This window comes from Variovorax sp. P2_H12 (assembly GCF_056403395.1).
In genome coordinates this window covers 26,125-38,372 of the sequence record NZ_JBFUFO010000013.1, presented here as the reverse complement: position 1 = coordinate 38,372, position 12,248 = coordinate 26,125, and the positions used below count along the sequence as shown (strand labels likewise).

10 protein-coding genes are annotated in these 12,248 nt (G+C 66.3%); 3 read left to right on the top strand and 7 right to left on the bottom strand.

The genetic code is table 11. The annotated features are described in order from the left end of the window. Positions 1–9: 9 nt before the first annotated feature. Both AC1DYK_RS11110 and AC1DYK_RS11105 read right to left on the bottom strand, forming a co-directional pair. The gene (locus AC1DYK_RS11110; RefSeq protein ID WP_478166346.1) at positions 10–486 is read right to left on the bottom strand and encodes a (2Fe-2S)-binding protein; all 477 of its coding nucleotides are present in this window, start codon (positions 484–486) and stop codon (positions 10–12) included. Positions 487–571: 85 nt separating this feature from the next. After that, complete coding sequence (locus AC1DYK_RS11105) at positions 572–1,144, bottom strand: TetR/AcrR family transcriptional regulator (protein ID WP_478166345.1); 573 nt, start codon at positions 1,142–1,144, stop codon at positions 572–574. 62 nt (positions 1,145–1,206) lie between these two features. Here AC1DYK_RS11105 and AC1DYK_RS11100 point away from each other — a divergent pair, with 62 nt between their 5' ends. Next, positions 1,207–1,452 (top strand): N-acetyltransferase family protein, encoded by a 246-nt coding sequence (locus tag AC1DYK_RS11100; protein ID WP_478166344.1) that lies wholly within the window; start codon positions 1,207–1,209, stop codon positions 1,450–1,452. A gap of 45 nt (positions 1,453–1,497) precedes the next feature. Here AC1DYK_RS11100 and AC1DYK_RS11095 read toward each other — a convergent pair whose 3' ends face one another. Next, complete coding sequence (locus tag AC1DYK_RS11095) at positions 1,498–4,593, bottom strand: autotransporter outer membrane beta-barrel domain-containing protein (protein ID WP_478166343.1); 3,096 nt, start codon at positions 4,591–4,593, stop codon at positions 1,498–1,500. A 280-nt stretch (positions 4,594–4,873) separates the two neighbouring features. Between AC1DYK_RS11095 and AC1DYK_RS11090 the strand changes: the two genes are divergently transcribed. Beyond that, positions 4,874–5,905, top strand: a complete 1,032-nt coding sequence (locus AC1DYK_RS11090) for an AraC family transcriptional regulator (protein WP_478166342.1) — start codon at positions 4,874–4,876, stop codon at positions 5,903–5,905. A gap of 78 nt (positions 5,906–5,983) precedes the next feature. On the opposite strand, the gene AC1DYK_RS11085 is transcribed toward AC1DYK_RS11090, so the two are convergent. The 3 genes from AC1DYK_RS11085 to radA form a co-directional block, all read right to left on the bottom strand. Next, positions 5,984–6,424, bottom strand: a complete 441-nt coding sequence (locus tag AC1DYK_RS11085; protein WP_478093568.1) for a LysR family transcriptional regulator — start codon at positions 6,422–6,424, stop codon at positions 5,984–5,986. A gap of 165 nt (positions 6,425–6,589) precedes the next feature. Next, entirely contained in the window at positions 6,590–7,873 is a 1,284-nt protein-coding gene (locus tag AC1DYK_RS11080; protein WP_478166444.1) for a porin, read from the bottom strand. Positions 7,874–8,102: 229 nt separating this feature from the next. Further along, positions 8,103–9,494, bottom strand: a complete 1,392-nt coding sequence (gene radA / locus AC1DYK_RS11075; RefSeq protein ID WP_478166341.1) for a DNA repair protein RadA — start codon at positions 9,492–9,494, stop codon at positions 8,103–8,105. A 146-nt stretch (positions 9,495–9,640) separates the two neighbouring features. On the opposite strand from radA, the gene AC1DYK_RS11070 reads away from it, so the two are divergent. Further along, positions 9,641–10,855: an MFS transporter gene (locus AC1DYK_RS11070; protein WP_478166340.1), complete on the top strand. Its 1,215-nt coding sequence runs from the start codon at positions 9,641–9,643 to the stop codon at positions 10,853–10,855. 78 nt (positions 10,856–10,933) lie between these two features. Here the strand turns inward: AC1DYK_RS11070 and AC1DYK_RS11065 are convergent, their stop codons facing one another. Then, positions 10,934–12,172, bottom strand: a complete 1,239-nt coding sequence (locus AC1DYK_RS11065) for an MFS transporter (RefSeq protein WP_478166339.1) — start codon at positions 12,170–12,172, stop codon at positions 10,934–10,936. Positions 12,173–12,248 lie beyond the last annotated feature (76 nt).

The window sequence follows — 12,248 nt, the reverse complement described above, 5'->3', positions numbered from 1 at the left end:
CCTTCTTCTTCAAGCCAGGGTCTTGGCGGCGTCGGCGACCGCGGCGCGGATGCGCGCGTAGGTGCCGCAGCGGCAGATGTTGCCGGCCATGGCCGAATCGATGTCGGCCTCGCTGGGCAGCTTGCCGGCCGGCATCGACTTCAGGAAGGCGGTGGCCGACATGATCTGGCCGCTCTGGCAGTAGCCGCACTGCGCCACGTCATGCTTGACCCAGGCCGCGCTCACGGCCTTGCCCACCTTGTCGCTGCCGTCGGTGACGGCTTCGATGGTGGTGATCTTCTGGCCCGCCGCGGCGGAGATCGGCGTGACGCACGAGCGGATCGGCTGGCCGTTGAGATGCACCGTGCAGGCGCCGCACAGCGCCGCGCCGCAGCCGAACTTGGTGCCCGTCATGCCGAGCGTGTCGCGCAGGGCCCAGAGGATGGGGGTGGACGGATCGGCATCGACCTGCCGATCCTTGCCGTTGATGTGAAGGGTGGTGGTCATGGTGGGGCTCTCTCTTCGATGAATAACGGTTCGGGTAAACAATAGACCTGTGGATGGGCCAGGTCAAGCGGCCAGGCTGGACTTTTCAGGCTTTGATGCCGTCCCAGCAGAGCCCGAAGGCCATCTGCAGGTTGGCGTCGGTGCGGGCCAGGGCGCCGGAGCGCAGCAGGTTGGCGGTCTCGCGCACCGAGCCGGCAAAGCTGTTGATCAGCAGCACGGTGGGCACGTCCTTCAGGATCTGCTGCGCCTTGGCGGTCTCGATCAGGTCGATCCAGCCCTTGATGAGCCGGGCGGAGAGATTGCGGCTCTCCTCGCTGAACCAGGGCGAGTTGTAGTACTGCTCCAGGAACACGACCTGCGCATAGTGCGTGAGGCGGTGCTCGAGCCAGTTCATCCACATGTGCCGGAAGCGGCTGCGAAACGGCGCCGTCGGGTCGTCGCCGTGCAGGAGGCTGGCGGTGGTGTTCGTCTTGGCCTGCTCGTAGAGCGCGACCATCAACTCTTCCTTCGACTTGAAGTAGACGTAGAGCGTGCCGGTGGCCAGGCCCGCCTCGCGCGCGATCGCCGCCATGGTGAGGCCGCTCAGGCCGGTCTGCTCGACCAGCGTGAACGTGGCTTCGGCGATGGCGCGGAGTTTGTCTTCGTCCTTGGGTTTCACGGGGCGATCTTAGTGCTTTCTAGCCTTTTGGTGAACAATTATTCGCTTAATGAGGAGCGGTTATGGCTGCGCCAGTACAGCGCCATGGGCAAGGGGTGGGGCATGCCATGCTCACCGATGCCATCGAGCGGCTCAAGGCCGACGGCGTCAGGCGCATCGAGCTGTACGCCGAGAGCGACAACACGCAAGCCCTGCGCTTCTACGAGAAGCTGGGTTTCGTGCACGAAGGCACGCTGCGAGAGTTCTACAAGCGCGCCGACGAGCCGCACTACGTCGACGAGTACGTGCTGGGCCTGCTCCTCGCCTGATTCAGAAGACAGGCCCTGGGGTTCGGGCCCCGATCGACACCGGCCCTACCAGCGCACCTTCACGCCGACGCTGGCGTTGAGCCCGCTGCTGGCGCGCGCATCGCCGCTCGAGGCCCAGAGCTTGCCGAGTTCGCCGTAGAGGCTGGTGGCGGCCGACAGCGCCAGCGTCGCGCCCGCGGCCAGCTCCGTGCTGGTGCCGCCGGTGCGGGTGGCAACGTCGGCGAAGCCGCCCGGGCCGATGAAGCGCGAGACATCGGTGCCCCGGCTGCTGCTGTAGACGTTCAGCCGGCCGTAGGGCTGCAGCACGCCGGCCGCCGTCGTCACATCGCCCTTCAGGCGCAGGCCCGCGCGCGCGATCCAGCCGTTATGGCTGTCCTGCTGCACGGTGGCGCCGACGATGGCGACCTCGTCGAGATCGACGCGCTGGTGCATCAGCTGCAGCTGCGGCTCCAGCGACCAGCCGGGAGCGACCTGGAAGCCCTGCCCCACCTCGATCGAGGCCAGCAGGCTGTCGCCCTTGCCGTGGCTGGCCAGTGCGAGCTGCGGCGACACGTCGTAGCGGTGGCGCCCGCCCTGCAGCACCGCGTCGGCATAGAAGCCGCCCTCGTTGCGCCAGGTGGCGTAGATGCCGAGGTAGCGGCTGCGCAGGTCGTTGCTGCCCACCGCCAGGTTGGCGATGCCGCGCGCGAAGCCCGTGACGCTCATGTCGCCTTCGAGCTGGCCGACGTACACGCCGGCGCGCCAGTTCGGGTCGGCCCACAGGTCGGTGCCGGCCTGGAAGCCGTTCAGGCGGCCTTCGCTGTCGGGGCTCACGGCGCCGGTCTGGCTCACCGTGCGGTCGGTGCTGATGATGCGGCCCCAGGCCTGGCGCGGCGCACCGGCGCCCGACTCGTCGCCCACGCGCTGGTGCAGGTTGCTCAGCATCACGAAGTTGCCCTGGCGCAACTGCTCGGGCAGCGCGGCGAACTGCGGGACTTCGGGGCGGTACATCGGCACCGCGATGGGCGGGGCGCTCGGAGCCGCAACGGGCGGGGTGCTCGGAGCCGCAGCGGGCGGTGTGGTCGAAGGCTCAGTGGGCGGAGTGATCGGAGGCGGCACGACGATCGCGGTGGAGCGCAGATACCAGTTCTCGCCGGCGCCGCCCGCATCGGCCGCGTACAGGCGGTACTCGAAGGCACCGGCATCCACATGGCCACCGGCGAGCGCGAACGCATCTTTCGTGGTCTGCGCCGTGGTGGTGGCGCCGTTGAGCGCACTGATGACCTCGATGCCGTTGCCGTTCGTCAATGCACCCAGGCCGCCGAGCTTGACGATCTGCACGGTGGTCTTGCCGCTGGCGATCGCGGTGGCGCCGTCGAGGATCAGCCGGTCGCTGACGCTGCTGCTGCCGCCGAGCGCCGTGCCCAGGCGCAGCGTGCCGTTGTTGCCGACCCAGGGGCTCTTGACCGTCAGCGTGGTGCCGGGCGCGCTGCCGGCGAGCGAGACTGTGCCGCCGTTGGCCATGGACGCGATGGAATGGCTGAAACCGGCCAGGTCCAGCGTACCGCCCGATGCCACCGTATAGGCCGAAGCGGAACTCAGTGTGCCGACCGCGCCCGCGCGCAACGTGCCGGCCGTCACGCGCGTGGCGCCGGCATAGGTGTTGGCTGCTGCAAGAATCGTCGTGCCGGGACCGCTCTGGCTCACCACCCCGCTGCTGGCCGTTCCGATGATCGGCACGGCGAAGCTGTAGCTGCTGTCGGTGTGGTTGAAGTCGACCCGCCCCGCACCGGCGCTCAATTCGACAGACGCGGCCTCCAGCACACCCGGGGCCTCGGCGACCTGCCCCAGGGCGCCGCCGATGCTCAATGTGCCCGTGGACGCGGCAGCGCTAGCGATCTTCATGGCCCCAGTGCCCGCCATCAAGGACGCCTTGCCCCCATTGGCCAATTGCAGAGAACCCGCACCAGCCCTTGCGATCTCGAGACTGATGCCCGCAGAGGACGCGGTCGAAATCAATTCCGAGCCGCTGCCCGAGACGGTGACGGACGCCGTGCGGCCCGCGGTGGTTCCAATGCGCGCCCACGAGGTGGACACGACGCCGCCATCGAGAATTGTCAAGGTTCCACGATGCACGCCCGCCTGGCCGGTATCGATCCGCGAGCCAGGCCCAGTCACCGTCACGGTGCCGGTGCCACCCTGCGAGCTCAGCGCGCCGATGCCGCCGATACCGAAGGAGGCACTCAGGATCCGGCCTCCGGCGGCGACGTCGATGAAGCCCGTTCCCCGGCTGATGGTCAGCCCGCTGACCGAGACGAGGGACCCTGTGCCATCGACCCTCAGCCTTCCCGTCGTACCGGCGGTATCGCCGATCGCGAGCTGATTCGTCACGCGGAACTCGCCGCCGTTCAGCACATTCAGGGAGCTTCCGGCCGCTGAGGCCACGCGTGATGAACCAGCGCGCGCATCCATCCAGGAACCTGGCCCGGTGATGGTGGCGCTCGCGTTGTCGCCGACTACCTCCAGCCCCGCATCGCCGACGCCATTGCCGAAAGTGATCTGCCCGCCGTTCTCGACACGCACCCCGCCGGAGCCAATCACCATGCGATTGACGTAACTGCTGCCCGTGCCGGTCAGGATCAGCGTGCCGGCACCGTCCTTGGTCAAACGGCTGGAGCCGGTCATCTTGCCATCGACGGTCACTGTCGCGCCTGCCGCGGCATTGATGTTCCCGCTGCCTGTGGTGGCGAGCGTGAAGCCGCCCAGGCTGATGGTGAGCGCCTGGGTCGCGGCGGGAAGGGTGCCGGGTGACGCGATCGTGAAGCCGTTGAGGAGCGTGATCGTTGACGCCGCATCCGCACTCGCATTGGCCTGGCTGATTGCCAGGGCGAGTTCCGCCTCGGTCGACGCTGTGTACGACGCCGCATGCGCCTGCGGGAGCATCCCGCCCGTGACAGAGACGAGCAGTCCTAGCACCGCGTGAGGAACGAGCCGCCTGGCGGCCCTGCCGCTTCCGCTCTTTCCACGCCCGTGCGCCACCTCCGACACCGCCACCCATGCGCCAAGCGCGCCATTCCACACCGACCGATAAGACCTGTTCACTGCAATCGACTCCACCTGTTTTGAAACGCTCTCGGACGCATCGAGAAACACAAGTGACATCCGGATGCAGGAGCAGCGACTGTCAGCACTCAGGTGGATGGCGTCAACCTCAGTTCCTTTCAGAAAGTGTCAATAACTTTCAGCGATGGCGTTTTCGTAGCGCTCCGCTCAAGACCGCGTTCGGCGACTCGCCCTATTGGGATTCGGGCGCTGAGGCGCTGCGCCCTGCCCCTGCGACGCATCAGGGATGCTGTCATGGGCAGGTCACCCACGGGGTCTAAACTAGGTCGTTTTCGGCGCAGGTCGAAAAGCGTGATTCGAAGATAGAAACTGCTACCGAGTGAAGAGTATCAAGGGCGAAGTCGCCATCCCGTTCGTGCATCCGATCTATGTCCGATGCGTCCTGGACTGCCTCAACAATCGGGGCGTGCGGCCCTCCGAGGTTCTTGCAAGTGCAGGCCTGGCCTGGCAGGACCTTTGCGACGGCAAGCCGTTGCTGGATTTCTCCGTGTTCCGGCGCTTTGTCGCGCACGCCATCAAGTGCAGCGGCGAGCCTGCGCTGGGTCTGATCGCAGGCTCCATGCTGCAGCCGTACCACAGCCCGGTGGGCATCGCGGCCGTGACGAGCGAAACGCTGGGGCAAAGCCTTCAGTTCGTGAGCGAAAACGCCAAGCTGATCTTCCGCAGCATGGACTTCCACATGGACAACGGACCTCGATGGAGCACCATCAGCGTCAGGCCGTTGCGCCCCTTGTGCGAGACGCATGTCTTCGTGATGCAGTCCATCGTCGGGGCGCACTGCCGGATGGTCGAGGCGATCCTGGGGCGCCCGGTCGACGAGCTCACGGTGGGGTTGCCGTACGCCCGTCCGGCTGGCACCGATGTGCCCTGTTTGCGCTTCGTCCGAAAGGTGGCGTTCGATCAGAAGTGCCTGACGCTTCAGCTGCCGACCCGGCTGCTGTCCGAACGTTCGCCCTCGGCCGACGAGAAGGCATTCCAGGCCGCGGCGCAGGACTGCCGAACCATGGAATCCGAACTCGGACACGTCGAGTTCATTCAGCGCGTCAAGCAGGCGCTGCTCGAACGCCTCACGACCAACCCCGAGCTGAGTGATCTGGCGCCGGACCTGGGTGTGTCCTCGCGGACCTTGGTGCGAAGGCTCGCGGATGCGGACCTCACCTACTCCGACATCAAGGATGGCCTGCGAAAGCAGCATGCCGCCTGGTATCTGCAGCACACCGAGCTGTCGATCGAAGCCATCGCATCGCAGCTGGGCTACAACGACCACACCAATTTCAGTCGCAAGTTCAAGGACTGGTATCGCGTCCCGCCGAGCAAGATGCGACAGACCCTTCGAGGCAGCCAGCACTGAGAATCCGGACGCCTGAATCCGCCGGGTGCGGAGGACGGCAACTGGCTTGACCAGTCGCCGACGTCCTTGAAGCGCGGCCTATGTCGTCGCGCCGAACCGGCCGACGACCTGTGGCCGGCCGCCGTGGCCGGCGCCGAGCCGGACCTGGATGCGGCCCATCGAGAGCAGCGGCTTGCGCTCCGCGGCGCCCATGCTCTTCGGACCGGCCAGCGCGCCAGAGCCGGCTCTGACCGAGAGGCTCCGGGGTGCGGTGTCGTCGTCGATGCCGCCCACGTACCCGATCGTTTCGTTGACGCGCGCGAGCATCTCGACGCAACTTTGTTTCAGATCGATGCCACGCCGGGTCAGCAAGACCTTGCGGGTCGTGCGCTCGAGCAAAGGCTCTTCCAGCATGGCTTCGAGCCGCGCAATGCTCCTGCTCACGCTCGACTTGTGGATCTGCAGTGCATCGGCAGCCGAGGAGAAGCTGCCGAGCGACGCGACATACGCAAAGATTCGGAGATCGTTGAGGTCGATCATCTTGTCTGCCATATGCCTGAATGGGGTACTGTTCTGCACTTGAGACTCTCCCTTGCCGATTCCTGAACCCGCCGCAGCGAGCCGATGAATGAAAGCAGGCTGCCCGACGTCTGTCGGGCAGCCTTCAGGGATCACCTGGTGATTCTGACTTGTGCGCTTGTCAGATCAGAACGAGTGACGGATGCCGAGGTCGTAGCCCGTCGAGCTCTTCGGGGTCAGCGCGCCGGTGAGGGCGTTGGTCGTCGTGTAGAACGACGGGCCGCCCACGGTCAGGTCGGCGCCGTTCTTGTTGTTGATGCGCGCCACCGTGGCGTACAGGGCCGTACGCTTCGAGAGGTTGTGCACATAGCCCAGCGCGAACTTGTCAGCCTTCGGGTCCGGACGGAAGCCGAACAGTTGGTTGATGTACGTGCCGGTGTCCTTGTAGTCCACTGCCGAGTACGAAACGCGGATCACGCCAGGACCGACAGGAACGGTTGCACCGAGCAGCCAGCCGTCAGCGCCGGGTTCACGGAAGCCGAACGGGTTGGTCGCGCCGGCAACGAAGTTGCTCGACGTGTCTTGCTTCTGGTTGGCGCTCGAGTACTCACCGAACAGCTTGACCACGCCGAAGTCGTACGAAGCACCGAGGTTCCAGGTGTCGAGGTTGTTCGTGGTGCCGGCGTAGTAGTTCGACGCGAGGGTGCTTTGACCGTACGCGAGAGCCACGTCCAGGGGACCGTTGGCGTAACCGATGCGGCCGCCCCAGTAGCGACCAGCGCGCTCGTTGCCGGCCGTGTTCAGCAATGCCGGGTTGTTCACGATGGCGGCGGCGCCCGGAGGGGTCAGCGCGGCCGGATCGTAGCTCGTCTTCTCGTTGAAGGCGTACATCACCTGGCCGTAGAAACCACCCAGGTTCGGCGGCAGGAAGAAGCCGACCGAGTTGCTGGCACGGGTGTAGGTCGTGTTCTGGGTGAAGCCACCTTGCGAGATCACGCTGCCCGGATTGTTGTAGCCGTTGGCGGTCACGATCAGGTTGGTGCCCACACCGTTGGCGCCGAACGGATCGAACACGGTGTCGTTCCAGTACGTCGGGGTGTAGTCACGACCGAGGCGAACTTCACCGAAAGCACCCGAGAGGCTCACGGTCGAACGACGCTGGAAGTTGAAGCCGCCGCCGGTTGCAGAACCGGTGCCGTCGTCGTTGTTGATCGCGCCTTCGAGCCAGAAGCCGGCCGACAAGCCACCACCGAGGTCTTCCGTGCCACGGAAGCCCAGACGGCTGGAGTTGTAGCCGGAGTTGCGCAGAACCGTTTGGCTCTTCGTGACGTCCTGGCCCAGAGCGCCTTCAGACTTGTTCGAGAAGCCGCTGATGGTCGCGTCAACCACACCGAACAGCGTGACCGACGACTGAGCCGAGGCAATACCGGCAACAGCCAGGGCAGCCAGGGCGACTAGAGATTTTTTCATTTCAAGTTTTCCAAGGATAAACATGGGGCTCCGGTGCGAAGGACTCACCGTGACTGGCACTTGTGTGCCCACCAGACCCCGGGGCCAACCTCCTTTTGGGAAGTTGCCCCTATTGCATCCGAGCCGGTTCGCAGGGGCGGCCGGAGGTATGCAAAGTCGATCCAAAACTATGCAATGCCGACGCAGGAGTTCCATGCGCCGTTGTGTGATTGCGACAAGGCTGAGCGCGCTACTGCAACTGCCGCACGATATCGAGCGCCTCTTCGATCCGCTCCACCACATGGATCGTCAGGCCCTCGATCTCCTTCGCGCCCTTGCGCGGCGCATTCGCCTTGGGCACCACCGCCACGCTGAAGCCCAGCTTGGCCGCCTCGCGCAGGCGCTCCTGCCCGCGCGGCGCCGGCCGCACCTCGCCGGCCAAGCCGACTTCGCCGAAGGCGATGAAGCCCTTGGGCAGCGGCTTGCCGCGCAGGCTCGACGTGATCGCGAGCATCACCGCGAGGTCGGCCGCGGGCTCGCTGATGCGCACCCCGCCCACCGCGTTGACGAACACGTCCTGGTCCATGCAGGCCACGCCCGCGTGCCGGTGCAGCACCGCCAGCAGCATCGCGAGGCGGTCGCGGTCCAGGCCCACCGACAGCCGGCGCGGGCTGGGCCCGCCGTCGTCGACCAGGGCCTGGATCTCGACCAGCATCGGCCGCGTGCCTTCCAGCGTGACCAGCACCACGCTGCCGGGCACCGGCTCGGCATGCTGACTCAGGAAGATCGCGCTCGGGTTCGCCACGCCCTTCAGGCCGCGCTCGGTCATCGCGAAGACGCCGATCTCGTTGACCGCGCCGAAGCGGTTCTTGATGGCCCGCACCAGGCGGAAGCTCGAATGCGTGTCGCCCTCGAAGTACAGCACCGTGTCGACCATGTGCTCCAGCACGCGCGGGCCGGCCAGCGCGCCCTCCTTGGTGACGTGGCCCACCAGCACGATGGCGGTGCCGCTGGCCTTGGCAAAGCGCGTGAGGTGCGCGGCGCACTCGCGCACCTGGGCCACCGAGCCCGGGGCCGAGGTGAGCTGGTCGGAGTACACGGTCTGGATCGAGTCGATGACCGCGATGGCCGGGCGGTGCGCGTCCAGCGTGGCGATGATCTTCTCCAGCTGGATCTCGGCCAGCACCTGCACCTGCGAATGCTCCAGGCCGAGCCGGCGCGAGCGCAAGGCCACCTGGGCGCCGCTCTCCTCGCCCGTGACGTAGAGCGCGTTGCGGCCGGCGTGCTGCAGCGCATCGACCGCCTGCAGCAGCAGGGTGGACTTGCCGATGCCCGGGTCGCCGCCGATCAGCGTCACGCCGCCGTCGACGATGCCGCCGCCCAGCACGCGGTCGAGTTCGTCGATGCCGGTGGGCGTGCGCGCGATGTCGGTGGCCTCGATGTCAGACAGGGTCGCGAGTTCGGCCGAGCCGGCCAGCGAGGTGAACTGGGTGCCGAAGCGGTTGTTGGCCGGCGCGCCCGGGGCGGGGCCGACCTGCTCGATCAATGTGTTCCAGGCGCCGCAGCTCGGGCATTTGCCGAGCCACTTGGGGCTGGTGCCGCCGCATTCGCTGCAGACGTAGAGGGTTTTTTCCTTGGCCATGGGGGGTGAGTGTAGGGAGGCACGGAGCGGGAGTTCCAGAAGGTTCCCGACCGGGATCAGATCTTTCAGAGCTTTGAGTGCAGCATCGGCGGAAAGGGGCTCGATACATTGAACGTTTGATCGAACCACGGATGTTCAGAAGCACCATGCGCGACGCACACATCCAGGCCCAAAGATGCGCGACATCCAGGCTTCTGTGGTTGCAGGCCCTCGCGGGGCTGGCGCAATGGATCGATATCTTCCTCATCTTCTCGGTCCCCGCATTTCTTTGGAGGTCGAGCCCTTCGGAGATCGCCTTCCTTGCCGCGTGCTTCGGGGTACCCAGCCTGGTGCTTGGCCCTTTCATCGGCGCATTCCTCGACCACTCCGATCCTCGGAAGGCGATGGCGCTCGGCATCCATGCGCGTTCGATTCTTTCCGCCCTGATCGCGTTTGCACCAGGGTATGGCGCCTTCTGCGCCTTGGTCTTCCTGAAAGGGCTCGCGAACCAGTGCTACTGGCCTTCCACCTTCATCCTCACGAATCGCGTGGTCGGCGAGGACGAAAGGACTCGGTACTTCAGCAGCCTCAGCGTTTGCGATCAGGTCTCGAAGATCGCAACGCCGCTCGTGGCGGGCGTGCTAGGACTCATCGCCGGATCACAGCTCACATTCCTGGCGTCGGCCGCGTTGACGTTCGTCGGCTCCAGCCTTCTTCCCGGCCTTTTTTCGAATCTCGACATCGAGCGGCGTCCGCGCAGGCTTGTGCGCGAAATCAGGAGTGAATTGCTCTCCGGATTTCGTGCCATGGCCGGTCTCGATCGGCGCTTGATCGCCACCATCGCCTTGGCAGTTGGAATGTCGCTGACCCTGGCCCTCTATGACCCTCACGTGGCGAGCTTCCTCAAGCATTCGGGCTTCGACGCGCAGGCTTTTTCGTTGGTCGTGGCGGGAACGGCGGGTGGTGCGGTGATGGGTGCACTGCTGGTTCGACTCTGGCTGACTCGATGGACTCCTGCGCAACTCATTCGCAGTGGAATCGTGGGGTTCGCCATCTCGACTACGGGAATTGCCGTTGCCGCGATGTCGTCCAAGGGCCAAGGAGTTTCGGTCTACGTCGCCCTTTGGGCTGTGAACGGCATGGGGTATGAGCTGTTTCTCATCGGCCTGGGCGTGAGCATGCAGAACCTTTGCCCGAGGAACCTTCTAGGTCGAGTCAGCAGTTCCACGCGCAGCCTTCAGATGCTGGCCGTCGTCACCGGTCCCAGCCTTGGCGCTTGGCTCATCACGACCCAGACGCGGGCGTGGCCATTCGTGGCAGCAGCTGGGCTGTCGATCGTGCTCCTACTCGCATCGAACTGGGGAGACGAGACCCTGGGTTGACCAGTTCTACCAGGGCATAGGCCCGAATCTGAAGGTTGAAGCGGCCGAGCCGCACGCCAACACGACGCCCGCCCTGCCTCATCGCTCCTTGCGCCGCCCGCCGCGATCGTGTCGCGGAATCCAGTACCCCAGCGTCGCCGCTGCAGCCAAGGCCATCAGCCCGACCGCGGCAATCCCCGAGGCCAGCGACAGGCTGGCCGCCAGGAAGGACAGCAGCGCCGGCCCGCACGAAGAGCCGATGTCGGACATCAGCCGCCACACGCCAAGGAAGTGCGCGCGCCCGTGGCGCGGCGAATGGTCGGCGCCGATGGTCATGATGATCCCCGAGCCGATGCCGTTGCCGAAGCCGATGGCCAGTGCCGCGAGCAACAGCGTGAAGGTCCCGGTCGTCAGCGGCATCAGCAGCATCGCCAGCCCCATGATCAGCATCGACGGCACCGCCACCCAGGCCCGGCCCTTCAGGTCCATCACCTTCCCGGCCGGGTAGAAGACCAGCATGTCGATACCGCCGGCCAAGCCGTAGATCAGGGAGGCCACCGAGGGCGCCAGCGCGAGGTGGTCGGCCCACAGCGGAATCACGGCCTGGCGCGAGGCCCGCACCGCGCTGATCAGCACCACGCCGATGCCCAGGGTCAGGAACACGTGCTTGTGGTCGCGCAGCGTCGAGACGATGGTCGGCGCGGCGGGCGCGACATGCCCGGGCGGCAGCGGCGGCGCCTCCAGGTCGGGAATGCGCGCGCCCACGATCGCCGCCCCCATGGCACCGACGAAGCCGACCACGTAGGCCGCGGACAGGCCGAAGGAATGCACCGCAGCGGCCGCGAGAAAGGGGCCCAGGAACATGCCGATGCGCATCACGCCACCCAGCGTCGACAGCGCGCGCGCACGGTAGGCGATGGGCACCGCCTCGGTCATGTAGCTCTGGCGTGCCAGGTTGTAGACGGCCTGCGACATGCCAACCATGAAGCAGCCCGCGGCGAACAGGCCCAGGTGCGACGTCCACACGCACAGCGCCATGCCGAGCGCGCTCCACACGCCCGCCGCGACGATGGCCCAGCGCTCGCCCCAGCGCATCGTGATGAACGACGCCGGGATATTGTTGAGCAGCGATCCGATGCCGATCAGCGCGACCATCAGCGCCGCCATCGGCACCGAGGCCCCCAGGTCGCGTGCCGTGAGCGGGACGATGGGCAGGATGGCGCCTTCGCCGATGCCGAACAGCAGCGAGGGGCCGAAGACCGGCACGGCGATGCGCCGGAGGGAAAACGACGAGGAGGACGTGGAGGTCGGGGTCGGAACGGCAGGCGGGGATGACATGCGCGGAAGGATTCGGGTGGGTCGCCCCGGGCCGGCCGGCGGACAAAGGCACGGCATTGTCTCGCCGATGCGGGAT